This is a genomic window from Leptolyngbya iicbica LK, from assembly GCF_004212215.1.
Taxonomy (GTDB): Bacteria; Cyanobacteriota; Cyanobacteriia; order Phormidesmidales; family Phormidesmidaceae; genus Halomicronema; species Halomicronema iicbica.
In genome coordinates, this window is sequence record NZ_QVFV01000001.1 from 1,570,532 (window position 1) to 1,593,993 (window position 23,462).

At 51.9% G+C, this 23,462-nt stretch carries 21 protein-coding genes and 1 tRNA gene; 15 read left to right on the forward strand and 7 right to left on the reverse strand.

Annotation, left to right across the window (positions count from 1 at the left end):
- Positions 1-32: 32 nt before the first annotated feature.
- On the forward strand, positions 33-836 hold the full coding sequence (locus DYY88_RS06610) for an IS5 family transposase (RefSeq protein WP_039726060.1): 804 nt from the start codon (positions 33-35) through the stop codon (positions 834-836).
- Positions 837-1,012: 176 nt separating this feature from the next.
- Here DYY88_RS06610 and DYY88_RS06615 read toward each other — a convergent pair whose 3' ends face one another.
- Together DYY88_RS06615 and DYY88_RS06620 are read right to left on the reverse strand one after the other, a co-directional pair.
- Positions 1,013-2,389: an ABC transporter ATP-binding protein gene (locus tag DYY88_RS06615; protein ID WP_039726100.1), complete on the reverse strand. Its 1,377-nt coding sequence runs from the start codon at positions 2,387-2,389 to the stop codon at positions 1,013-1,015.
- Between the two features lie 143 nt (positions 2,390-2,532).
- Complete coding sequence (locus tag DYY88_RS06620; RefSeq protein ID WP_052288298.1) at positions 2,533-3,426, reverse strand: ABC transporter permease; 894 nt, start codon at positions 3,424-3,426, stop codon at positions 2,533-2,535.
- Positions 3,427-3,985: 559 nt separating this feature from the next.
- On the opposite strand from DYY88_RS06620, the gene DYY88_RS06625 reads away from it, so the two are divergent.
- Entirely contained in the window at positions 3,986-5,680 is a 1,695-nt protein-coding gene (locus DYY88_RS06625; RefSeq protein WP_052288299.1) for a sensor domain-containing protein, read from the forward strand.
- 708 nt (positions 5,681-6,388) lie between these two features.
- Positions 6,389-8,515 carry a serine/threonine-protein kinase gene (locus DYY88_RS06630; RefSeq protein ID WP_039726101.1) on the forward strand — a complete coding sequence of 709 codons (2,127 nt, stop codon included), beginning with the start codon at positions 6,389-6,391 and terminating at the stop codon, positions 8,513-8,515.
- A 102-nt stretch (positions 8,516-8,617) separates the two neighbouring features.
- Here the strand turns inward: DYY88_RS06630 and DYY88_RS06635 are convergent, their stop codons facing one another.
- Positions 8,618-8,902 (reverse strand): 4a-hydroxytetrahydrobiopterin dehydratase, encoded by a 285-nt coding sequence (locus DYY88_RS06635; RefSeq protein WP_039726102.1) that lies wholly within the window; start codon positions 8,900-8,902, stop codon positions 8,618-8,620.
- Between the two features lie 1,188 nt (positions 8,903-10,090).
- Here DYY88_RS06635 and nadC point away from each other — a divergent pair.
- On the forward strand, positions 10,091-10,945 hold the full coding sequence (gene nadC, locus DYY88_RS06640) for a carboxylating nicotinate-nucleotide diphosphorylase (RefSeq protein WP_084607212.1): 855 nt from the start codon (positions 10,091-10,093) through the stop codon (positions 10,943-10,945).
- A gap of 16 nt (positions 10,946-10,961) precedes the next feature.
- Here the strand turns inward: nadC and DYY88_RS06645 are convergent, their stop codons facing one another.
- Positions 10,962-11,342, reverse strand: a complete 381-nt coding sequence (locus DYY88_RS06645) for a DUF2237 family protein (protein ID WP_084607213.1) — start codon at positions 11,340-11,342, stop codon at positions 10,962-10,964.
- Between the two features lie 226 nt (positions 11,343-11,568).
- Between DYY88_RS06645 and DYY88_RS06650 the strand changes: the two genes are divergently transcribed.
- The 4 genes from DYY88_RS06650 (at position 11,569) to DYY88_RS06665 (ending at position 14,318) form a co-directional block, all read left to right on the forward strand.
- Positions 11,569-11,640 (forward strand) — tRNA-Cys (locus DYY88_RS06650).
- A gap of 89 nt (positions 11,641-11,729) precedes the next feature.
- On the forward strand, positions 11,730-12,182 hold the full coding sequence (locus DYY88_RS06655; protein ID WP_039729587.1) for a cupin domain-containing protein: 453 nt from the start codon (positions 11,730-11,732) through the stop codon (positions 12,180-12,182).
- 375 nt (positions 12,183-12,557) lie between these two features.
- Positions 12,558-13,544, forward strand: a complete 987-nt coding sequence (locus tag DYY88_RS06660) for a hypothetical protein (protein ID WP_130199335.1) — start codon at positions 12,558-12,560, stop codon at positions 13,542-13,544.
- Positions 13,545-13,781: 237 nt separating this feature from the next.
- A complete protein-coding gene (locus DYY88_RS06665) occupies positions 13,782-14,318 on the forward strand; it encodes a hypothetical protein (RefSeq protein ID WP_039726108.1) in 537 nt (178 codons plus the stop codon).
- Between the two features lie 564 nt (positions 14,319-14,882).
- On the opposite strand, the gene DYY88_RS24850 is transcribed toward DYY88_RS06665, so the two are convergent.
- Positions 14,883-15,008: a hypothetical protein gene (locus tag DYY88_RS24850; protein ID WP_302849230.1), complete on the reverse strand. Its 126-nt coding sequence runs from the start codon at positions 15,006-15,008 to the stop codon at positions 14,883-14,885.
- A 360-nt stretch (positions 15,009-15,368) separates the two neighbouring features.
- On the opposite strand from DYY88_RS24850, the gene DYY88_RS06670 reads away from it, so the two are divergent.
- The 4 genes from DYY88_RS06670 to DYY88_RS06685 all read left to right on the forward strand — a co-directional run bounded on the left by DYY88_RS06670 (position 15,369) and on the right by DYY88_RS06685 (position 18,424).
- Positions 15,369-16,082 carry a YHS domain-containing (seleno)protein gene (locus DYY88_RS06670; RefSeq protein ID WP_236146328.1) on the forward strand — a complete coding sequence of 238 codons (714 nt, stop codon included), beginning with the start codon at positions 15,369-15,371 and terminating at the stop codon, positions 16,080-16,082.
- 516 nt (positions 16,083-16,598) lie between these two features.
- Positions 16,599-17,330 carry a hypothetical protein gene (locus tag DYY88_RS06675; RefSeq protein WP_130199336.1) on the forward strand — a complete coding sequence of 244 codons (732 nt, stop codon included), beginning with the start codon at positions 16,599-16,601 and terminating at the stop codon, positions 17,328-17,330.
- A 7-nt stretch (positions 17,331-17,337) separates the two neighbouring features.
- Entirely contained in the window at positions 17,338-17,922 is a 585-nt protein-coding gene (locus DYY88_RS06680; RefSeq protein ID WP_039726112.1) for a molybdenum cofactor guanylyltransferase, read from the forward strand.
- A gap of 235 nt (positions 17,923-18,157) precedes the next feature.
- Positions 18,158-18,424 (forward strand): DUF3146 family protein, encoded by a 267-nt coding sequence (locus DYY88_RS06685; protein ID WP_039726113.1) that lies wholly within the window; start codon positions 18,158-18,160, stop codon positions 18,422-18,424.
- 175 nt (positions 18,425-18,599) lie between these two features.
- Here DYY88_RS06685 and DYY88_RS06690 read toward each other — a convergent pair whose 3' ends face one another.
- Together DYY88_RS06690 and DYY88_RS06695 are read right to left on the reverse strand one after the other, a co-directional pair.
- Positions 18,600-19,034, reverse strand: coding sequence for a pre-16S rRNA-processing nuclease YqgF (locus DYY88_RS06690; RefSeq protein WP_039726114.1), 435 nt, complete (start codon positions 19,032-19,034; stop codon positions 18,600-18,602).
- Between the two features lie 167 nt (positions 19,035-19,201).
- Positions 19,202-19,675 (reverse strand): HmpF-related protein, encoded by a 474-nt coding sequence (locus DYY88_RS06695; protein WP_039726115.1) that lies wholly within the window; start codon positions 19,673-19,675, stop codon positions 19,202-19,204.
- Between the two features lie 254 nt (positions 19,676-19,929).
- Here DYY88_RS06695 and DYY88_RS06700 point away from each other — a divergent pair, with 254 nt between their 5' ends.
- The 3 genes from DYY88_RS06700 to DYY88_RS06710 all read left to right on the forward strand — a co-directional run bounded on the left by DYY88_RS06700 (position 19,930) and on the right by DYY88_RS06710 (position 23,403).
- Complete coding sequence (locus tag DYY88_RS06700) at positions 19,930-20,601, forward strand: sigma-70 family RNA polymerase sigma factor (RefSeq protein WP_039726117.1); 672 nt, start codon at positions 19,930-19,932, stop codon at positions 20,599-20,601.
- A 274-nt stretch (positions 20,602-20,875) separates the two neighbouring features.
- On the forward strand, positions 20,876-21,457 hold the full coding sequence (locus tag DYY88_RS06705; protein ID WP_052288300.1) for an anti-sigma factor family protein: 582 nt from the start codon (positions 20,876-20,878) through the stop codon (positions 21,455-21,457).
- A 698-nt stretch (positions 21,458-22,155) separates the two neighbouring features.
- A complete protein-coding gene (locus DYY88_RS06710; RefSeq protein ID WP_044151109.1) occupies positions 22,156-23,403 on the forward strand; it encodes an HhoA/HhoB/HtrA family serine endopeptidase in 1,248 nt (415 codons plus the stop codon).
- Positions 23,404-23,462: the final 59 nt, after the last annotated feature.

Genomic DNA, 23,462 nt, shown 5'->3' on the forward strand with positions numbered 1-23,462 from the left:
TGAAGATACGAACCATCAGCCCTTGAGTGAGCATGAGTAAAGTCTATCCGAGTGACCTCACCGCCGAACAGTTTGCCTTTTTGTCCACCCGCTTTTTCCTGGACACCTCAGACGGGGCCCCCCGAGGTCGACCACGCACCACCAGTCTGTGGGCGATTTTGAATGCGATCTTCTATGTGCTCTGCGAAGGGTGTACCTGGCGGGGCTTACCCGGCGACTTTCCCCCCTGGCAAACGGTTTACACCTATTTTCGGCGGTGGAAAAAGGATGGCACCCTGCTGGCCATCCACGACGAACTCTATGTTCTCAGCCGCCTGGTGGAAGGTCGTTCAAACAGTCCTTCAGAGTTAATTGTTGATAGCCAAAGTGTCAAAACTGCCACGATGATTGCGGATGAGGTGGGCTATGACGGCGCGAAAAGGGTCAAAGGTCGCAAGCGGCACCTGACCATCGACACCTTGGGTCTGGTTTTGCGGGTCTTGGTGACCGCTGCCGATGTTCCCGAGCGTGAAGGGGGTAAGCGGGTATTGCAGAAAGTGAAACAGATGGGGGCGACAGTGCGTCGGGTGCATACCGTCTGGGTGGATGGCGGCTACGATGGAGCCCCGTTTTACCAATGGGCGATTGACACCTTGCGCTGGGTGATTTGGGTCGTCCTCAGGCCAGAAGCGGCCCAGGGATTTGTCTTGCTAAAAAAACGGTGGAAGGTGGAGCGCACCTTTGGGTGGTTTAACCGCTATCGCCGCTTGAGCAAAGATTATGAGGTCTTACCCGAAACCAGTGAGGCATTCATCTACCTCGCTATGATTCGGATTATGGTGCGACGCTTAGCCTAATTTGATACCTCGGATGAATTCTCAAACATCCTCTTAGGCTTGACGCTGCACTCAAAGGCATCGGCAACGGTACAGAAATCCGCAATCGGGGAGGGACAGGCAAGGTGTCCCAGCCGTTTGATCGAGGAGTCACTCGTTGGTGCCGCACCTCCGTCAATGCTTTAAATTTTGAATATTTAAAGCGCGCTGGATGTGATTGATACTTTGGGATCTACTTGAAAGTCAACAATCCCAGTAGCCTTATAGTTGTGGTCTGATTGCACCTTGAACATTGACGCATCAACAGCCCGGTCTAAGTAAATCTCTTCCCCGTTAATACGTCCCAGCACACCAGAATTCAGAAAATACGCACCAGGGGCGAGAGCACAAAAGAATTCAAAACTGACATAGATTAGGCTGCCTGCTGAGACATATTCGATGGCATTGCGGTGAGTATGCGAGGCCGCACCGCCTAATTCAAAACCGGTGATCGTTTTGATCATCATGCCGAATCTGACCTGGAAAGCTTCCTGAGAAAAATAGACTGAATAACTATAAATATACTTTTCGTTACTTAGCAGGAGATTAGCCTGACGACCGGCCAACGTAGTCACTGAGGGGTTCTTAATTTTTGCGCCTTGCGACTGATACTCAATCGTATGTTGTGGCTTGAGGTAAGGGTCGTAGCCAACTTCTAACATTCGAGATGGGTCGGTCTGGTCTTGGCGATCGCTTTCAATGAGCTGCTTGGGCGCGGCAAACTGCTCAGCCAGGGCACTATCGTCACTGGTTCCTTCTCGTTTATACATCTCTCTGAGTTCAGCCCGTTTTTCAATCGGCGCAAAGAGAAATTTTTGGTAGTTTGCGATGACAATTTTTGGGGCCCCTTGCAGCAGCAACTCGCCATCATCAATCAGCGCCGCGCGATCGCACAGTTCGACGATTGACCCCGCAGAATGCGACACAAATAGCACCGTTGCCCCTTTTTCCTGCAGATCATAAATCCGAGCAAAGCATTTGCGCTGAAACGCTTCATCCCCCACCGACAAAGCTTCATCAACTATCAAAATGTCAGGATCAGCATTAATCGCAACCGCAAAAGCCAGTCGAACATACATGCCACTGGAATATGTTTTGACGGGCTGATGAATAAAATCACCAATATCAGCAAAGGCGGCAATATCATCAAACCGCGCAGTGATTTCTTCTTGAGACAACCCTAAGATACGACCGTTAAAAAAGACATTTTGTTTGCCGGTGAATTCAGGATTAAAGCCACTGCCTAGCTCTAAAAGCGCAGAAATTCGACCATTGACAGTTACTTCGCCCTGGCTAGGTTGCAGGGTGCCGGCAATAATTTGCAACAGCGTACTTTTTCCAGAACCATTACGCCCGATAATGCCTACAGTTTCCCCAGCATTAATTTCTAGATTAATATCCCGCAGGGCCCAGAATGTTTCTGCTTTAGCTTTACCGGGGAGCAACAATTCTTTTAAGCGCTCAGTTGGGTGATGATAGCGTTTATAAGCTTTAGATAAGTTTTCTAAGACAATTGCTCGGGTTGGTGATGACATCGGCGATTAAATCAGTGCTAGCGCTGGTGATGCAGGAAATCGATAAGAAAACAATAGCGTCCTCATTATTGAGATACAGTCAATTTTTGTTGTGGATAGCGAACTGCACAATGAAACTTGGAGCAAAGCTCAAGAAGCGAAAACTAAAGTACATCGGCAAATGCTGGCCGTAGCTTACGATAGCACCAGAGACCAGCCACAAAAATAACAGCAGAGATCAGGGTTGACACACCCCACTCAGCCCAATGATTGATTTCACCCAAGAGTATGGTGTCTCGATACATTTCACAAATTGCGGTGATGGGATTCAGCCACAACACCCAAACTTGAAATCGCTCTGGAATGAGGTCAGCAGGATAAATGATCGGCGTGGCATAGAGCCAAAGATTGAGCAACACGCTGAGAGTTTGGGGAATATCGCGAATAAACACCGTCAGCCCGGATGTGAGAAATCCGAGCCCCGAGGTGATTAGCAACTGGGGGATCCAGACCAATGGCAACAACAATATAGTCGGATGTAGCGTCTGGGTCGTAATCGTGGTCAGGGTAATGAGGGCGACCAAACCAAAGGTGCTTTCGATAAATGCAGTTCCGACAGGCACTAGGGGCAGCAATCCGAGCGGAAAGACGACTTTTTTAACCAGGCCGGGTTGGCTAATGACGCTGGAAGCAGACGTGGTGATGCCTCCGCTAAACGCCAGCCAGGGCAACAATCCGGCAAATAGCCACAGCCCAAACGTTAGGGGACTATCGGAGGCGACTTCCTTCAGCGTGAGTTTGACCTGCAAGACGACTGAAAAGACGTAGGTGTAGATCAACAGCAGGGCAATTTGGTTGATAAAGGGCCAAAGGTTGCCTAAGAAAGATCCCTTATATCGGGACGACATATTCCGTTGAATGAGGGTCGCTAATAGCGCTAACTTGCTCCACTGGTAATCGCTGAGGGGAATTAGCGGCTTCAGGCGTTGCAGCGATCGCCCAAGTTTATGCAGGCAAGATTCTATAAGAGATTTTACGGGCCTGATAGCAGCTCTCATCAAGTCATTCCCTAGTTTTAGTTGCCTCTAAGATATGCAAAAAGCCTACTAGCACTGCTCAACCTACTTTGGTTGGGATCATCCAGCTGAGACTTCAATGTATCAGATGGCCTTCCCTTTGTTATCGATCCCGTGGTAGCACCAACCGAAATAGAGCGATCGCCTCTAAATTACCCGAGCAAGCTAGTGTCATCTAAATGAGTACCGCTCCAATGAACGCAACACTAACGGACAAGCAGACCCGGAGAAGACCATGCGTGACGTGTAGCTCAAACCAAGAACAAGTTTAAATGGGATGTTATCTACCCTGGGGATGACTTCCTGATGCCCTAGAAGAGTGGCAGGAGCCCTCCATCAAAGTGGGCAGCGACGTGGGCCGGGTCGGCATATTTCCTAACAATTAGTGAACATTGATTGGTGAATGTTTTCTGATTTTCACATTGGCCGATGCTCACATTTTCGGCATAATAAAAGCTTTTAGACTGAGATGACCTGGTTTAAATCAGGTTGACTGGCATGACTTTTGGACACGGCGGTTGATTGTCTACAGACTTTTTGCATGGATATTTTTAAAAGTTTATTTGATAGATGCTGTGATGCCGTCGTCATTGTCAATGAGCAGGCTGAGCTGATCTATGCCAATCTGGCGGCCTGTCAGCTATTGGATGATCCCTCGGGCGTGCTCACAGCAATGCCCGGGCAGGATGAGGGACAACTGTGGGAAAAACAGCAAGGCCGACTAATCGAACAATCCGGCAGTCTATTGCAGGCGGTGCTCGCTCATGAGCCCGTGCTGCATCAGGAATTTTTGCTCCAGCGATCGCACACTGCGACCTGGTTGGCGGTTACTAGCCAAGCGTTTCATCTACCCAGTCTGGACTTTCATGGAGTGTTACTGCTGATGCATGAAGTTAACCCGTCACCAGACAGTGACGATTTGCGCAGTAGTCTGGCGAGTCGGGATGTGTTAGCGAGTTTGATCAATCGCAGCATTTTGATGGATCGCATTCAGCAAGCCCTGCAGCAAGACCATCAGACTCAGCAGGGTGGGATTGCCATTTTGTGTGTGGATATTACGCGCTTAAAGACCGTCAACGATGCATTTGGCTATCTGGCAGGCGATCGCCTCTTGGTCGAAATTGTGGCTCGACTGAGCAGTAGTTTGCGGCCTAAAGACGTCATTGCCCGCCTCGGGGGAGATGAATTTATCGTGTTGCTAGAAGACATCGAGACGGAAGCCGCCGCGATCGCAATGGCCGAAGCCTTACACGCCCAAATGGCGACTCCGTTTGTCATTAACGGTTGTGAAATCGGCATCGGGCTAAATATCGGCATTAGTTTGAGCCGGGCCCAAATTCTGGACGCGGATACCTTGTTGCGGCAGGCTGATCGCGCCATGACAGAAGCCAAATGTCACTTTGGAGAACGTTATCGGATTTTTGCCGGTGAGCTCACCACCAGCCCCGAAGATACTTTGCACCTCGAGATGTCGCTTAAACAAGCGATCGAGAAAGGCGAAATGTATCTTGAATATCAGCCCATGGTGCTCGTGCGGATGCAGGAAATTATCGGCGTAGAATCGCTCGTGCGCTGGCAACATCCCGAACAAGGGTCGCTGTCTCCGGGTCAATTTATTAACATTGCCGAACGAACTGGTCTCATTATTCCGCTCGGGTGGTGGGTGCTCGAAGAGTCGTGCCGTCAGCTCAAAGAATGGCAAGAGACAATTCCCCAAGCTCAAAACCTATTTGTGAGTGTGAATATGTCGAGCCAGCAATTCGCCCAACCGGACGTGCTCGATCGCATCAAAGCCATTTTGCAACGCACTCGACTATCGCCTCAATCTTTAAAAATCGAAATGACTGAGAGCGTCTTGATCAACAACTCTGAGTCAATTATTGAAATTTTGGCGGCCATTCGTGATTTGGGCATTCGACTATCAGTCGATGATTTTGGCACCGGGTATTCTTCCCTCAGCTATTTACATCGCTTTCCGGTCGATACGTTGAAAATCGATCGCTCCTTCTTAGAAAATGCCGACTCTGATTATGAAAAGCTCGAAATTCTGCAATCAGTAGTGCGGCTAGCGTGGAATTTAGGCTTAGAAGTGGTCGCCGAAGGGATTGAAACTCCCAAGCATCTGGCCCAAGTACAGGCGCTGCGCTGTGAGTCGGGTCAAGGATTTCTCTTTTCACGGCCCCTCAATAAGACGGCCATGGAAGCGATTTTGCAATCACAAGCGACAGCTTCTTAGGAATTGGAATTAAATTAAGTGTGAACAGCCGAGACGGCTGTTCAAGAGCAGGCAAGATGCCTGCCCGACAAAACTTGGATTTTATAAAATCCTGATTCCTTAGTGACTGGCAAGGGATACTACGCGCTATCGGAGCCGCGATCGCCCCTCTCATGGCTGGAGCGATCGCGGTGGGAATCCTGACGCAGACATTCGCATCGCTACTACGTAACCTGGGCAGCCTGGCCAGTCCACATCCGTTAAGACAAATTGAGCAAATCCGCTTTTAGGACGGTGGGTAAGCTTTATTGAACACAAAGCGGTATGACTAGGTCATGCCATTCCGTGTGTGCAGCTGTTTGCACCCTCAGGAATGAGCATTGAATCGGTTGGGACAGTCGAGACAGCTATCCTCAGGCAAGTAAGGTGACTGAATGCCTGCTCCGATTTTGGGTACCTGCTCCAATGTGGGTCAATTTGCCCCTCATGTCTAAGACGACATCGCTGAGCGGGGCAGCCGACGACTGGTGACTAGTCAAAAGACTCGGCAGACTCGGCGATGGACTGCCAGATCTTTGCCAGGAGATGGCCGCGACGCTCCTATAACCCGCCTTGGCCATGCCCGCCACCTTGCCTGACTAGATTGAGGGACGCATACTTCATAAGCGAGTGCTGATTCCGCCAATTCTGACTTGCACCACACACCGTATCTGCCGTTGACGAAATCCTATGAGTCTTTGCATTAACCCCAGTTGTCCCCAACCTGCCCACCCAGAAAACAGTCGCCATGTGACTTGCCAAGCCTGTGGCTCGGGACTGTTGTTACAGGGACAATATCGGGTCATGCGCTTGCTCAGCAGCAGTAGCGGCTTTGGTTTAGTGTATGAGGCCTATCAGCAAGATCAGCCCAAAATTTTGAAAGTGCTACGGCCTGATCGCACAGATAATCCCAAAATTTTGAGCCTCTTTCGTAAAGAAGCGGAAGTCTTAAGTCAGCTCAACCATCCGGGAGTACCGCTGGTGGAACCGGACGGCTATTTTGTCTACCAGCCTCAGGCGGGGCCACCGCTGCACTGCATTGTGATGGAAAAAATTGATGGCCCCAATTTGCTGCAGTGGATGCTGCAGCAGGGCAATCATCCCATCGGCGAACGGCAGGCGTTTCAATGGCTGCATCAACTGACGGAAATTTTGCGGCGGGTCCATCAACACAATTACTTTCACCGCGACATTAAGCCGGATAACGTGATGCTGCGATCGAGCGGGCAACTCGTGCTAGTCGATTTTGGGGCAGCACGGGAAATGAGCCAAACCTATCTGGCTCAGGTGAGCGGTTCGGGCGTGACTACCATTAGTTCAGCCGGGTACACACCACCAGAACAAGAACAGGGACAGGCAGTGCCCCAGTCTGACTTTTATGCCCTGGGCCGCACGATTATCTTTTTGCTCACGGGGCGATCGCCAAACGACCCCGCCATGTATGACCCCATGCTCAATCTGTTTAAGTGGCGGTCCTTTGCGCCGACCATTTCCGATGAGTTTGCCAACTTGTTAGACAGTCTCGTGTCGCCCCGCGTCATCGATCGCCCCAAGACGGCACAGGAATTGTTAGATCGCCTGCAAAAGCTGTCCCTCAGCCAGTTTATGCAACTGGGCGACACCGCCGCGTTACACGCCATCACTTCACCCCCGGTCATCGAGAGCGATTGGGGCAGTACACAGGCCAGCGGCTTTCAGATGCCAGACAATGCAGCGAGCCCTATCGGCGACACCCCAGCGCCCACGGTGATCCCCCGTCGTGGCAACTCCCACCTCTGGACTTGGCTCATTGCGGGTGGGTTGACCTGTGCTGGCCTGCTACTACTCGGCGTCGGGGTCTGGCATCGCCAGCGATCGCAGCCCCCAGCGGCCACCGTCCCATCTGGTGCGGTCAACGATATTGACGTGGCTCAGCCCACGCCAGAAATTCGGGTCGAGCTGCTGCGCACCCTGACCAGTCACACCAACTCCATCAATGAGTTACAGCTGCTATCAGATGAGCGGCGGTTTATCAGTGCCAGTGCCGACAACACCATTCGCCTGTGGGATTTGAGTAGCGGGCAAATCCTTCACACTTTTACCGGACATCAGACCTTTGTGAATGCGATCGCCCTCAGTCCCGACGAACTCACCCTCTACAGCGGTAGTGCTGACGGTGCCCTCCTCGCTTGGAATCTGAACACCGCGGAGCAACAGGCGACCTTTGCCGGACATGACAGTCCGATTAATGCTCTCGCCCACCACCCCAACGGTCGTCTCTTGGTGAGTGGCGGCTCCGATGGCACGATCAAAATCTGGGAAACCGCGACCCAAACCCTGGTGCAAACCCTCACCGGACACGAGGGCGCCGTGAATACGCTGATCATCACGAGCGATGGCCAGCGCATCATTACGGGCAGTGCCGATCGCACCATTCGCATTTGGGATTTGCAAACGGGAGAGGCACTGGCAGTGCTCGCCGGTCACGACAGCTTCATTAACGCGATCGCTGCCAGCCCCGACGGGCGATATTTATTCAGCGCTAGCGCCGACCAAACCCTCAAACGCTGGGATTTGAATGCCGAAGAAGTGCTCGAAACCCTCAACGGCCACACCAGCTATGTGAATGTGTTGACCGTGAGCCGGGACGGACAGACCGTGGCCAGCGGCAGCGCCGACGAAACCGTGCGCCTGTGGGATGTGACGACCGGCAAACTCAAAGTAACCTACATCGGCTTTGGGATGCCCGTCGATCATTTGCTGCTGCCCTCAGAAAAACAGATCGTCACCGCCAGCCGCGAAAACTCCGCCATCAAAGCCTGGAATCTCGAACCCTGAGGCGGATTTTGACTCCGCGATCGCTGAACGGACCTGCCCCTCAGCTCACCCGGCAGGAGCTAGCTGGAGCGCAGACCGAAGCCATGCGAACCGAGGCAGCAATTACGTCGCTAATTTGTCAATGGTTGCTGCCAGGTCAAAGTCTTTTTGGGTCAGGCCGCCCGCATCGTGAGTGCTGAGGGCAATGGTGACCTTGTTGTAAGAGATGGAGAGATCCGGATGGTGCCCAGCAGTTTCAGCTGGTTCCACTAATTTATTGACAAAGGCGATCGCGCTCGGGAAGCCATCAAAGGTCTTCACGGTTTGAATCGTCTTGCCTTCTTGTTGCCAACCGTTGAGCGATTCCAATTTGGTCTGAATTTCAACAGCGGATAATAACGCAGTCATGACAGCGATGTCTCCAAAAGCTTGCGACTACTTTGACCTTAGCGCTGATGCGGGGCTGTGTATCTGGGTCAATAGTTAGGGACTCGCGGCAACGGCGACGCTGTCAGACAAATCTATTGGATGAATCGCCGACCTTGAGGAGAAATACCGGAATCGACCCATCAATGAAATATGCCCCTTTAAAAACTATCCGCCCCTACTCGTGGAAGGCAAAACCTTCAAAAAGTAGGGGCGGTGTAGCGGGTCTCAGGCTGAAACCAGACTGCCGGAAGGAACTCCAGGATCCAGTTTCAATCGGTCAGGCAATCTGCAACGAGATTGACACTGGTTCCTAGCGAACAGCCCCGGCACACAGCCGACTTACCTCAACCTGAAGACCCATGCATTTACTACTGTCACTCATGGGCATCACCTCCTTTAATCCTAGACGGTTTTTTCTAGGTGGACTATGCAGCCGTTGACTGCAATGAAGTAAAACTAACACACATTTTTAGAAATTGGGGGCACCAGAGAAAATTCTAGCCGGGCCATCGCCATGCCTCCCCACAGCCCCCTACCGTGTACATATAAGTCTTGCAACCCTTGCCGTCATGGCTTTACCCTCATCCCCCAACCCCTGCTCCCAGAGCGGGAGCAGGGGAGCCGGAAAGCTTTGTCTGGCCTCCCCCTCGCCCATTTTTGGGAGAGGGGGACTGAGGGGGTGAGGGCCGAGATGTNNNAGGGGAGCCGGAAAGCTTTGTCTGGCCTCCCCCTCGCCCATTTTTGGGAGAGGGGGACTGAGGGGGTGAGGGCCGAGATGTGTATACACAGGAGTCACAGACCCAGATGTCTGGATTCTGTGGCGGGGTGGCAAGGGGCATTCATGCTGCCGCTGCTTAAAGCGTGGTCGCCTTTGCGCCTGCAACCGTTACAACGTCAGCTCAACAGGCGATTTTTGCCCTCTCTCCAAACCTCTCTCCCAAAGGAAGCCAGGCTTCAAAGCATAGTTTTTCGCTAGTCATGATGATCAAATCAATTAGCAACAACAGGCTTGGGCTTTTCATTGAACTCACACTTTACAGGTGCCTGCTGGCATCGAGTGACGCGGCTGGCGCAGTGTCATAATGGAGGGCTCGACAAAGCGGGCCGGACTGAGAGCCTGGGTCACCAGTCTTCAGGTGTCGCTGTTTTTATCCAGTAGGTGTGTTTGTGATACCTCCCAACGTAGTTTTAGATCCGATGTTGCAGCGCTGGTTGCAGGAAGACATTGGCCGTGGCGATCGCACTACTGCGGGCCTGGGTGACATCATCGAGCAGCCCCATCGGGCAGTGTGGATTGCCAAAGCGCCAGGCGTGCTCGCTGGATTGCCGATCGCGCAACGAGTCTTTACCCTGCTGGATGCCGCCACAGAATTCACCCCCCTAGTCGCGGAAGGCAGCGACTGTGAACTGGGGACGGCGATCGCTGAAATTACCGGCCAACTCGGCGCTTTGCTAACCGGGGAACGGGTGGCGTTGAATCTGGTCATGCGACTCAGCGGCATCGCCACCCTGACCCGGCAATACGTCGACCAAATCGCTGACCTCCCCGCGCAACTGGTCGATACCCGCAAAACCACGCCCGGCCTGCGCCTGTTAGAAAAATATGCCACCCAAGTCGGGGGGGCTCGCAATCATCGCTTGGGCTTGGATGACGGCGTCATGATTAAAGACAATCACATTGCGGCGGCAGGCAGCATTGCGGCGGCGGTGGCCCACATTCGGCAAGACATGCCTTACCCACTCACCATTGAGGTGGAAACCGAAACGCTCGCCATGGTGGAGGCGGCACTGGCCGCCCAAGTGGACATCATCATGCTGGACAACATGCCACCGTCAGAAATGGCCCAAGCAGTGACGCTGATTCGGCAAACTCAGCCCCATGTGAAGATCGAGGCATCGGGCAATGTGACCCTACAAACCTTACGGGCCGTCGCTGAGACAGGGGTGGACTACATTTCCACCAGTGCGCCGATCACGCGATCGCCCTGGTTGGACCTGAGTATGCGCATCCAGCAGTCATGAGAGGCTTGGTGCCCCCTCAGCTAGCAGCTTCCTTATCGAGCGCACATGATTGCAAAATTTCGAGCGCAATGACCTGCAACGCGGCTTCGTGGGTGGCTTCTAGCGCGACTGGGGGCGCAACGCCGTCATCATAGGCTTGTTGCCAGCGTGAGGCACAGACACACCAGCGATCGCCCGGTTTGAGCCCCGGAAAGTTATACATCGGCATGGGGGTGCTCAAGTCATTGCCCTGCGCTTTGGTGTAACTCAAAAACGCCTCGGTCATTTGAGCGCACACCGTGTGAGACCCAAAATCACCCGCTCCGGTATTGCAACACCCGTCGCGATAAAACCCCGTTATCGGCTCAGTGGAACAGGTTTCTAAGGGGCCACCCAATACGTTCTTGGCGTTTGCCATCGTCATCTTTCCCTCGGCCATGCAACATTAAATATTGTGACAAGCGATCGCCCCTGTGGCGAGAATCAATCTGGGATTGAGCAACCGACGCCTTCTTTCCAGAGAAATACAGCCGCTCGCGATCGGCTAGATGCCACTGAGATTTGCGATCGCTCTGCCCATACGAACGCTCGCGCATTTAAGGTACTAAATTGCGGTCAGATTTGATATGGTAGTTACTTGGTGCGGCGACATAGCCAAGTGGTAAGGCAGAGGTCTGCAAAACCTCCATTCCCCGGTTCGAATCCGGGTGTCGCCTTCTTGAATCTTTGAAATCAAACGCTCGTAATGACTGAGCGCAGCGATAGACTCGGGGGGCGATCGCCCTCAGTCGTCAAAGGAGCTGCCATGTCTTTGCCATTGATTTTGGAACCTGGCGCAGGAAAAACAGTCCACATTCGCAGCAGTACCTGTACTTTCAAACTCACAGGCGCCGAGACTCACGGGCATTTTGGCTTGTTTGAGTTTGTCATGCCGCCAGAGACCGGGGGCGCGAGTCCCCACATTCACAAAGCGCTGACGGAAATTTTTTATGTGGTGCAAGGAGATGTGGAGTTGGTGCTAGATCACGAGACGATCGCGGCCTCGCCAGGGACGCTGATGCGGGTACCCGAAAATCGCCGCCACGGCTTTTCCAATCCGGGCAAAACTTCCGCCAAGCTGCTGATTATGTTTTGTCCGGCAGATTCTCGTGAGCAATATTTTGAAGGTCTCGCAGAGCTCACCCGCGATGGTCGCCAGCCCAGTCAAGCGGAGCTGCTGGATCTGATGCATCGGTTTGATCAGTATCCGGCTGAGTGATGTGGAGAGGTTGGAAATATCGGCGTCGCGATCGCTGGATACGCACTGCAAAATCACAGTGACTAATTGATCAGGCGGCATACTGGCAGATTTATCAGAAGGGAGGATGGGAGCGATCGACCTAAATGTCCGTAGCTTCAAAATGGAGTGAGCCGTATCAACCTTCTTTAATTACACATCAGCTACAATCACTAACTAAAAGCCTTCGATGAATTGCGGGTACACCTAAGGTTAGGTGGTCGAATCCTAGATTCTGAACTTAGTACTTCAGAATTTGAAGTGAAAACCTCAAAACGTTGTCTAGCGAAGTACCAATACGAGACATTCGTACATTAGCACAAATGTCTCTTGGCACTTCTAGATCAGGAGAATTTAGTGAAAGAGAAGTTCAGATTTCGTGTTTATTCCGTCAACCAGTGTGGATATTATTCTCGCGCTACAGATAAGCCTGAATTCGGAGGTCTCGCAGTTACCTTAGAGCAGATGCGCGAGTGGATTGAGAATAAAAGTCTCATAATGACTGGCACGTACCCACTACGCGAAGAAGATAAAATATTCAGAACATTTTGCCGGGGAATTTACTCCAGCGAATTTGGAGATTACTTTGTCGCTACGTGGAATGAAATACCTCATCAAGATAGTGCAACAACTTATATTAATGCTAATGAGCCAGCGGAAAGCGCCAAGGTTAATATTCAAAAGCTTTCAGCAGACAGCATCCCAGGATATCCAGCTTATTTTTGGGTCTTACCAGAAAGACAACAGATTATAACCGTAACTCCAATCAAAAGCCAAAATGGGATGGACAATCTAAAAAAATATATCAGGAATTTTTTAAATTTCTATTCACCTTCTGTCTTGCGGAAATCGGATTCAGATTCATGGGATGAAAGTCAAGTTGAAGTGGAGATTGAAGGGTATCTAAATGAATCAAGTACTTACAAGAAAAGCGATATATTTCCAAGGTTTGAAGCATATTTATACAGCAGAGGAGGTAAAAATATTCAATATATCAAGGAGAATCTTGCTAAAGTAAGAAGAGTGCTTCATAAAAGAGAGTTGGATCTCTCAAAGCCTCCCCAAAAAAGGCTTCTGGGAAATCTATATGATTTCATGGGTCTTGATGAAATACCACAAGATAGAGAGTCTCCAAAAGTAAACTATTCTGTCGACTTGGAGAATCCAACAATAGATCAATTTGAGAGTATTGTTCGAGAATGGGAAAGTCATTCCTTAGAAACTGACAGTCTTTGGGATGATGTTGGATTCTTATTGAAAGACGAACTAGAGAAGTCCGAAGAAAAGCGATGGTTGGGCAGGTTCTATATCTCAAAGGCTATACAGCCTTTTCCAGTCTCGTGAGATACACTTAGTATGTTTTGGAATTTGCTAAGAGACAGGGATGAAAGCTTACTCTNNNCAAGGAAGTTTCTTTGACAGACATTAAAAACTGGTTTACAAATTGCTGCTACTGCACCTCACTAGAGTGAGAAATGCTGTAGATCTTAAAGTCAGAAAAAATGGTGCAGTAGTTGCTCCAGACTCTATCTTTGAAGATGTCAAAAATCGTCGGGCTGAGCTGATGCAAAGCCTAATGTTATGAGAAATAAAATTGCAGCCATCAATAATAAACCTGCGAAATTAATATTTTGGTCGTTGACTTCCATCGGAGTGTTTTTAAGCTTCGCCTTTGGAAGGAATGTTTCATATGCAGAGCAAAAAGAGATTTTTGATAGCTTAAGAGAAACATCCGCCATAGTATTTGGAGTCATGGGGGCGTGGATGGCTATCTTGTATCCTGGCGGAATTAGTTCATTATTCAGCAATGAAAAGGAAGCGAGTTCTCAAATTATTGCAATGATGAATGCTATGGTTTCAGCAGCATTCACGATTGCGATTATTCTTCTAATTGAATTCTCATTCCCAATAATTAGACAATTTTCTCTTTCTGTATATTTTATTTCATTGATGAAAGGAGCTTCCTACTCACTTATATTTGTTCTTATCATTTTTCAAGTGAAATCGATTTTGCTGACTCTTTTACCCAACTATATTTTAGAGAAGAAACTCAAAAATGCCGAACACAAGGCGGCTGTGAAGTCATATTTGACTGGGGAAGAATACAAAAGGAAATGAATTTGAGTAGTTGCGAGAGGGAGCAACTACTCCGTTGCGATGTTGGACAACTGGCACAGTAGACCAGTTTTGATGCAGTAGTCATTACAAGTCCTCTGATTAGAGTGTTCTTTGGTGTTCACCTGCCCAGCTATATACCATCGTCGGCAACTGCCGCTGTTGAGGTACTGTCACACCAAGCAGTTAAAGAGAGAATGCGGGTTTTAAGTGTGTGACAGTTGGGCATTTTGGGCCAGATATGAGTCCGCTTCAAGGAATCGCTGGCGATGAAGCGGTGGTGGTGGCGTCGCTGGGGCGAGAGGTATGATCTTGGACGGCCCGACCATACTGGAATTGTGAGCATAAAGGGGGAATCTGGCGGATTCAGCGGTCATTCGTGGAATTCTCAAGGACCCTCATAGGCAATTGGATGCGATCGCGCTTTACTTTCTTGTGGGTGCGCCGAATTGGCCCATGGGTTTGGAGCCAGTGTGATTCTAGTCAACACAATCGCCTCAAGTTTTCAGGCTTCTATAACCTCGCCTTAGGTTTGCTTGATGCGATCGCAGGATGACGAGGTCGATGTCAGTTAGTGATGTCCAGGTTGATTTTTGCTTGGTGGGCGTAGCGATCGCCTGGGCTGCCGAGGGTATTTGCTGTGAAGGCAGGATTTTCCAGGTCGTCCCTCGCCGCCGCTACAATCCGGTGCACACATGTGCCGCCAGACAAACCTCTCCGCTGTCGTCTGGTGTCGCCATGGAGACATCATGTGACTCGCCTCAGAACAATTATCTGCAACCTTGAGGTCTCGACGACCTCTGTTCTTGGCAATTTCTCAGACTTCCCTTAGAGACTCCTCAGAATGCATTCAGACCGTCTTCAGTTCATCAGCGTTTAGTAAGGGAGACATCGCTGAGCGCGTATATCGCCTACCTGGTTGAGCTTAAAGACTACGGTGGACTGTGCGTTTGCCTATCGGTAGCTGTACTCGACACCCTGACGGGTATCTCCTTCGTAACTACTTGTTGTTTTCCATTGAGTTTCATGCAAATTAAGTATTTGACTGCTTTAATGGCTTCTGCCGTTCTGTCTGTTGGCGTCGCCTCCGTACCAACCGTGCTCACGGCCCAAGCAAATCCTTGTGCAGCAAAGGTGGAGGATCCCTGTGCCGCAGCCGACCCCTGTGCCGCAGCCGACCCTTGTGCAGCGGCTGACCCCTGTGCCGCAGCCGACCCCTGTGCCGCAGCCGACCCTTGTGCAGCGGCTGACCCTTGCGCGGCAGCTGACCCTTGCGCGGCGGCTGACCCTTGTGCGGCGGCTGACCCTTGTGCGGCGGCTGAAGTCGTCACTTCTTACGCCCCTCCTCACACTGAGGTGTATGTGGAAAGTGGTAGTAACCTAGCCATTCGCGGCGCTGACCCAGTGGCCTACTTTACAGAGGGTGAAGCAGTTGCCGGAGTTGCTGAGTATGAATATGAGTGGAATGGGGCAACTTGGCGCTTTAGCAGTGCTGAAAATCAAGCTGCTTTTGTCGCTAATCCAGTAGCCTTTGCGCCGCAGTATGGCGGTTACTGTGCCAAAGCCATGAGTGAAGGCAATCTGGCCTCTGTTGACCCCCGCGCTTGGAAGATTGTCGATGGCAAGCTGTATTTGAACTGGAGCAAAGAGGTGCAGGCGCAGTGGCTGGGAGACGTTCCAGGGAATATTGAGAAGGCTGATGGATTCTGGCCTAGCGTGCTGGCCGCGCAAACTTTCTATGAAAATCAACTCGCCTGGGCGCAGTAAAAAAGTTAGGGCAACTCTCCCAGCATGCGGTTCTTGTTAAAACCAGCAACCTGAAGTTGCTATCACTGTTGCGAATTGACACAAGTAAAGCCAGTTTCCTCTGCTGACTCTAAGCGAGATGGGGAAGCTGGCTTTGTTATTTGCCCAATTCGAGCAGTTAAGAGTTCATTCCCCGTGTGATGAATGACATCGGCTAGCAATAGCAGGCATTTTCATGGGTAACGACTTACCTGAAATTGTGAAATTAAAGGTGGATTTTGGCGCAATCAGCGGTCATTCATGGAATTCTCAAGTACCCTCATAGGCAATCGGGTGCGATCGCGCTGGGCTCTGACGGCATCACACCAGTCAGGTCGCTCAATCGGCTAAACTGTGTAGTACGTCAGCACTGATTCAGCATCCTGCCGTGTGAGAGGGATCTGATTTCTCGCCCCATCGCGAGCGGTGAATGGTAAGCCTGTTTCAACGCCGCTTAGCCTGCAACTCCCTGATTTTCGCTGCTAACTTTTTTGCGCTATGACTACCCGGATTTCATCAACTCAGCGATCGCCAGTGTCCTCTAATCGCTCATCCGCCAAATCGATCAAGGTGGTGCGCTACATTGTGGCGACCGTCCTGCTGATTGCGGGTATGGTGGCGGCCAAAGGGGCGATCGCTTGGGCAGCGGAGACTTTTGTCTACAACCTGCCCCTGTTCGGCGGGCTGCTCAAGAGCCTGGAACTGATGGAAGTCACCAATGTCGTAGTGTTTGCGATTTTGGGAGTCAGTTTAGGCGCATTTACGTTATGGCTGCCCCGGCGCTGCGGCTTGTGGATCAAGCTCATTCCGTTTGTCATTGCGGTGCCGCTGGTATTTATGACGGGCTATGCGGTGCGTTATCACCTTTGGGTCAATCAGGTGGCGGTGGAATCAGAATTGTTGCCCGCGCAGGCCGAACAGGTCACCAACACCCTGCTCAACCAGGCCACTGGCACGGATGGCGTCATGGGATTCTTTCGGTACACCGTGCAGGTGCCCATCTTGCCCACCGATTTGCGCGCCCTGCAAAACATTGATGAAGACGACAAATGGTTCCGGTCTGAGCTGACCCGCTTCAGCGGCTTAGAACCCGGCTTATTTACCATGGTCTTTAAGATCACTGGCTGGAGCATTCGCGCCTTTTATGTGCTGCTAGCGGTCATTACCGCCAGCCTGTACTTTGCCAAAGGCTTGTTGTGGGTCGATCGCAACCGTCAGACCCAGCGCTAAGTCAAAGATGAACCTCTCAGCCGTCATCCTTGCGGGTGGAAAAAGTGAGCGCATGGGGCAAGATAAAGCCCTGTTAACCATTGAGGGGGTGCCGCTCTTGCGTCGCACTTGGGCCGTGGCGCACCGCCTCACACCCGACGTGCGCATTGTGACCTCGCGCCGCGATCGCTATCAATCCCTGCTGCCACCGGATGTGACCTGGCTGGACGAATCCACACCGGGGGGGCCACTCCTGGCTTTTGAGCAGGCATTGCGGGCATGCTCCTCGGCTGCTACCGACTGGCTGCTCTTACTCGCTTGCGATCTTCCCAATTTGCAGGTCGAGCCATTGCAGCAGTGGTCGCAATCACTAGCCCAGTTGTCGCCTGAGGCGATCGCTCATGTACCCAAAACGGCTCAGGGATGGGAGCCGCTATGTGGCTTTTATCGCTCCACGAGTTTGCCGTCGTTGCAGGAGTATCTGTCCACCGGGCAGCGATCGTTCCAAGCCTGGTTGAATGCCGCCCCCGTCGTGGCGATTACGGATGTGCCAATCGGCCTGCTGGCTAACTGCAACACCCCAGAAGATTGGCATCGCCTGACGCAAACATAGCCCTGGCGCAATATCCTCCATCCACAGGAAATCGCGCCTCAAAGCCCCGACTCATACCTTCTACAGACAAGCCGAAGCGCTCAAATATTCACAAATCCTGAAAATAAAGTGGATGAGGCGGTAGATCTTAGCGGGCCTGCGCGGCTATCTTAGCTGTTGAGACAGTGCCGTTTGGGAGCGATCGCCCGTCCCCAAACGACTCATCTGTCCGCTGTCGAAACCTGGCATTTGCCCTGTGACACGTCGCCGTTCATTGCCTGAAACCACTGCCCACGTTCGCATTACGTATCAATCCTGGCAGCAGGGTCGCCTCGAAGGTGAAGTTTGCGCCAACGAATATGTATGGCAGTTTCAATGGCAGTTTCCTAAAGGGGGACTCAAGATCGAGCCCTCTCTGGGGCGGGCGCTAATTCGAGAACCCCTGGGCCGCTTTTTAGAACAGTGCGACTACCAACTCGAAGCCGGGGGCGACTATTCCTTTACCATTCGGGCTCGACTTTAGGACGCAGCGTCACTGACGACCGTAACGGCTGACGGCTTAGGAATCAGGATTTTATAAAATCCAAGTTTTGTTGGGCAGGCATCTTGCCTGCCCCAGGACAGCCGAGACGGCTGTCCACACTTAATTGCATTCTCCTTCCTTGGAGGCAACACACCGAACTCAGCGGCACGTCGGCTTATCCCTCGACCAAACGATTCAAATAGCGCTCAATCAGCAGCATGGCCACAATGTCGTCAATCGGCTCTTGGGGCTGCCGCATCCCTTGGGGAATCAGACGCTGCAACCCCTGGGGCGGATTGAGTTGCCAGTAGCGATCGCGCGCCTCCAGGGAAGAATACCGTTCATCGACTAACACCACCCGCAACGGCTCTGCCAGCTGCGTCAACTGCGCTTGCCAATCATTGGCAGAGGTTTGATCCCCCATCACAATGAGCGAAATGGGGTATTGCTGCTGTAACTGCTGAATGGTCGTCATCACCTCATCGGCGGCAATGACCGCACGATAAAACAGCTGGCGATCGAGCCCCATAATCGCTAACCCACATTTCTGACGTCCCGGATCAAATCCCAAGATCGTGGGCTGGGAGCAGGCTCGCGCATTCGCAATCACAGACTTTTCGTACTCTCAACAATGTTTGCTTGCATTATCTGCCACAACTGAGCGAACCTCCAACTGAGTAGAGATCAGGACGGCGATCGCAACCCACCACCCCACAGTATTCAAGATTGCTCCGATATCGAACGCTGGAAATCGGCTTAGGCAGCCGACAGGGCGGTTTACTCAGCCTCTTGTTGCCGGGCCAACAATTCCGCCTCACGCTGCTCTAGCTCAGCCCGCGCTACTTTCAGGTTGCGTTCCAATTCTTGAATTTCATCCCGTCGGGCCGCCGTTTCCAAGGCTCGACGTTCCACTTCCTGGCTTTCAAGGGTGAGCGATTGTCGCCACTGTTCAGCCCGCTCCGCCTCTTGGGCGAGAAAATCGGGCGTAATGCCCTGAGACAAAAACTGTTCTAAGAGCTCTAACAACCAGGGCACCACATCGTCGATCGCCACAATCTGCAACTGGTCATCCTGTTGTTCCACCGTAGCCAAAACGATCGCTCCAGGCCCAACGCTAGCGGCGACCTTAGTTTCGATCACCGCATGGTCAGGAATCGTTTCCCACAGGTACTCATCAACCTGTCGGGCCAGGGGTTGTAGAACAGTATTTCCCAAGAAAGAGGCTCGCTCAATCTTTGCCAGATAACGCATGGGCTCGGGGTAGTCTCGATGGCTTGAGTATACCCTCACTACTTGACCAGAGAGACTTCACTTCAGTCAATCACCCCCAAAATGCTGTGCCACAAAAACGATAGGCACACAGCCTAAACCCAAGACACAGTCGATCACTGTAAAACTCTAATCAATCCGCATTTCATGACTAAATCCTTGCGATGTAAGCAGCGTTTTGTCCTCGGGGGCGGCTCTATCCTTCCTCAACACTATTCACGGCTTTATCTGGATCTATGAGTTACTCATTTTCTACGCCATGGTCATCGGCTCGTTCGGCTTTGTCAGCACTCCGTCATGATGCGCCGACGCAGTTGTCAAACTATGACTTGATTCAGCGTTGCCAGCAGCAGCATCGTCCCGACAAAGCGGCGTTTGCCGAGCTCGTCAAGCGTTATCAAAGCTATGTGGAGAAGCTGCTCTATCACTTAGCCCCGGATTGGTCTGATCGCGCTGATCTGACCCAAGAAGTTTGGATTCGGGTCTATCGCAACTTGCACAAGTTACAAACTATTGAGCGCTTCAAGAGTTGGCTAGGACGCATTACGACCAACCTGTTTTATGACGAGTTGCGCAAGCGTAAGCGTCACCAATCGCCGCTATCGCTGGATGCTCCCCGCCAATTATCAGATGGCGAAATGGACTGGGAAGTGGCTTCAGACGCGCCAAACCCGGTCGATGTGATGATGACCCAGGAATTTTATGCCGAACTGGAGCAGGCGATCGCGGAGCTGCCAGAGGTTTTCCGCACGACGATTGTGCTGCGAGAAATCCAAGGCTTGAGCTACGAAGAGATTGCCGATATTACTAACACCTCACTCGGCACGGTGAAATCACGGATCGCCCGCGCCCGACAGCGGTTACAGCAAGATTTAAATCTGTATCTCAAAACCGAATCATTGACTTAAGGCGGGGAAGCCGTTGGCGATCGGTCATAAATTCTTATCGATGGGGGGGATGTTTCTCAGAGACGTTAACACTATGATAAGAAGTCACCGCTAAACAGTGGTTTTCGCGTTGACGTACACAGATGAATGTGTACCTTGCTGAACGCCCCGGAAAGTTACGGATTTACTGAGCTGATTTCCGCTTTTAGGCTGAACCCAGTTGAGTCGGAACTTATCGGTAGTCTTGCAGCGTCTGTATCATTATCGGTTTTGATGCCACTGAGTTGAACCCAGCATGAGTGAACGCTATCAATCTTCCCATCAGCCCCAGGGAACTCACCCGCAGTCAGTCATTTGCTCGCAGCAGACTGCTAGTGGATACAACAGAGATCTAGATGCCACTAAACGCGATCGCTTCGAGCTACTGAGTGCCTACCTAGATGGCGAAGTCTCCCCCGAAGAACGGCGGCTTGTCGTCTTTTGGCTGGATGAAGACCCAGAAGCCCAGTGTCTGTATCAGCGCTTGTTACAGCTCCGACGCGGCTTTCAAGGATTAGGCACCGAACATTGGCACACAACCAATCCATGTGAGGCTGCGGAACAAGTTGTCTCCAAGCTCAATCATCGTGTGCGGGCGACCTGGATGGCGGGTATGACTGCCGCCGCTGTTCTGGTCGCTGGGATCTTTTCAGGTGCCTTGAACCCGATTGAACGCATGGGGTTGAGTAACGTGTCGGCTTCCAAGACTGAAGACAATTTAGAAATTGCCCTAGACCAGCCGCCTATCCTCATTCCCAAACCAGCGGCCGTGCGTAATATGGACTCAGTCTTGCCCAAAGACGGTGAGTCGTCCGGTTTGAGCGAGACCTCTTTATAAATCCCCTTGATTAGCCAAAATCCCCTTGGTTAGCCATCATAGTGCTTGGCATCAGTCACCCTAAGCCAGTGAATTAGCCGCGATCGCGACTGGTCAGTGATCCTCGCAAGGCGTCGGGCTAGCTGTGAGCATCAAACCGTCAATGGTGTAATGCACAGTTGTGTAAAGCCATTCATTTGATTGCCGCCCTAGCAGAACTGAGGCATCGGCTACTGCCGGATGTCGGTTCAGTCATCCGATGCCCCCCACTGCGGCTGGTTCAGTCGATGGAAAAATGGCCTCCGGCTCGCCACCCTCCTCAAGCCGTTGAGAGCGGTCACTGAACTCCTAATTCCTCCAACTCATCAAAATAATTCAGCGTTCTGACCAGGCAAATTCAACCTTGAGCCAGGGGCGGTTCTTCAAGGCACACAGGCAACGGCTTTTGAATCAGCACCCATAGTTCGCTATTGTGTAGATAGGAACTTGTTAGCCACGACTGCGTCCAACAGTTTGAAGAATAGGTGATAGCGAGAATCACAGGTTCGATGTGTTGGTCTGTCGTTGTGACTGAACGAAATCAGGCAAGGCAATTGCTGATTCAGGAATGTCCCTGATTTCAATTTTTTTAAGTGAATTGCTCAAGGATTGCGGCGATCGCGGCTAATTCGAGCATTCCAATTTTCTCGCCCCTGCTCGCCCAGAGGAGAATCGCTCCCATGACACTCTCAAATCCCACCGACTCAATCTCCCACCGCACGTTGCCCAAACGTCATCGCATCGCCACTTACAGCTTGTTGACCCTCCTCGGCACCGGGGCGTTGGTGCTGTTTAATCAGACCACTCCTTCCGAGGCGAGATTGTCGGAGTGGGTCCAAGAAGAGTTACCGCCAATTACTCAAGAAGTATCGTTAACAGTCGCTCAAACGTCGCGACCCACCTTTCAAAGTACGAGTTTCATCGCGGATGCCGTCGAGCGGGTGGGTCCCTCAGTGGTGCGCATTGACGCCGCCCGCACCGTGGTAAACCGTACACCGGATGTATTTGGTAGCCCCTTCTTTCGAGAGTTTTTTGGTGAGTTTGGCGGCTTCCCTGAGCAGCCGCGTACTCGGGTTGAGCAGGGCACGGGCTCCGGTTTCATCATCGACGCGCAAGGACTCATTCTCACCAATGCCCATGTGATTGAGGGGGCCGATCGCGTGTTGGTCACCCTCAAAGATGGTCGTGAGTTTGCGGGCGAAGTGTTGGGGCAAGATTCATTGACAGACCTAGCTGTGATTCGCGTTGAGGCATCGGGGCTGCCAACGGTGACGCTGGGCGATTCAGAACAGTTGCGACCAGGAGAATGGGCGATCGCGATCGGTAATCCCCTCGGGCTAGACAGCACCGTGACTGCTGGCATTATCAGCGCCACCGGGCGATCGAGTTCCCAAGTACGAGTGCCCGATAAGCGGGTGAGCTTTATTCAAACGGATGCGGCAATCAATCCAGGCAATTCGGGTGGCCCTTTGCTGAATGAGCAGGGTCAGGTCATTGGTGTGAATACAGCGATCATTGGCGGGGCCCAAGGTCTGGGATTTGCAATTCCGATCAACACCGCGCGCGACATTGCCCAAGAGTTGATTGCCAATGGCCGAGTCGAGCACCCCTACATTGGCATTCAAATGCGATCGCTCACCCCGGCCCTACGTGACATCTTGAATGAGCAAAATGGTCGCGATCGGCAAATCACCGCTGAAAGCGGCGTCATCGTGCTCGGGGTGCAATCTAACTCGCCTGCTGCCCAAGCGGGGCTCCGTCCAGGCGATGTCTTGCAATCTCTCGGCGGACAGCCTGTTCAAGAGGCAGAAACCGTGCAAAATATTGTCCAAAATACCGAAATTGGGGAATCGTTAGTCGCCTCGGTGGATCGCCAAGGGCAGCAACTTGAGATCACCCTGCGTACCGCTCCGTTACCCATTCGATAACCCGTTGGCATTGCAACGACTCCCTCGCCAGCCTATCGGCGGACAACAGGAGCCGTACA

Excerpts from the sequence above, each read along its gene's own strand:
- DYY88_RS06610 (WP_039726060.1), top strand. The coding sequence starts at position 33 with ATGAGTAAAGTCTATCCGAGTGACCTCACCGCCGAACAGTTTGCCTTT.
- DYY88_RS06615 (WP_039726100.1), bottom strand. The coding sequence starts at position 2,389 with ATGTCATCACCAACCCGAGCAATTGTCTTAGAAAACTTATCTAAAGCT.
- DYY88_RS06620 (WP_052288298.1), bottom strand. The coding sequence starts at position 3,426 with ATGAGAGCTGCTATCAGGCCCGTAAAATCTCTTATAGAATCTTGCCTG.
- DYY88_RS06625 (WP_052288299.1), top strand. The coding sequence starts at position 3,986 with ATGGATATTTTTAAAAGTTTATTTGATAGATGCTGTGATGCCGTCGTC.
- DYY88_RS06630 (WP_039726101.1), top strand. The coding sequence starts at position 6,389 with ATGAGTCTTTGCATTAACCCCAGTTGTCCCCAACCTGCCCACCCAGAA.
- DYY88_RS06635 (WP_039726102.1), bottom strand. The coding sequence starts at position 8,902 with ATGACTGCGTTATTATCCGCTGTTGAAATTCAGACCAAATTGGAATCG.
- DYY88_RS06645 (WP_084607213.1), bottom strand. The coding sequence starts at position 11,342 with ATGGCAAACGCCAAGAACGTATTGGGTGGCCCCTTAGAAACCTGTTCC.
- DYY88_RS06655 (WP_039729587.1), top strand. The coding sequence starts at position 11,730 with ATGTCTTTGCCATTGATTTTGGAACCTGGCGCAGGAAAAACAGTCCAC.
- DYY88_RS06665 (WP_039726108.1), top strand. The coding sequence starts at position 13,782 with ATGAGAAATAAAATTGCAGCCATCAATAATAAACCTGCGAAATTAATA.
- DYY88_RS06670 (WP_236146328.1), top strand. The coding sequence starts at position 15,369 with ATGGCTTCTGCCGTTCTGTCTGTTGGCGTCGCCTCCGTACCAACCGTG.
- DYY88_RS06675 (WP_130199336.1), top strand. The coding sequence starts at position 16,599 with ATGACTACCCGGATTTCATCAACTCAGCGATCGCCAGTGTCCTCTAAT.
- DYY88_RS06680 (WP_039726112.1), top strand. The coding sequence starts at position 17,338 with ATGAACCTCTCAGCCGTCATCCTTGCGGGTGGAAAAAGTGAGCGCATG.
- DYY88_RS06695 (WP_039726115.1), bottom strand. The coding sequence starts at position 19,675 with ATGCGTTATCTGGCAAAGATTGAGCGAGCCTCTTTCTTGGGAAATACT.
- DYY88_RS06700 (WP_039726117.1), top strand. The coding sequence starts at position 19,930 with ATGAGTTACTCATTTTCTACGCCATGGTCATCGGCTCGTTCGGCTTTG.
- DYY88_RS06705 (WP_052288300.1), top strand. The coding sequence starts at position 20,876 with ATGAGTGAACGCTATCAATCTTCCCATCAGCCCCAGGGAACTCACCCG.
- DYY88_RS06710 (WP_044151109.1), top strand. The coding sequence starts at position 22,156 with ATGACACTCTCAAATCCCACCGACTCAATCTCCCACCGCACGTTGCCC.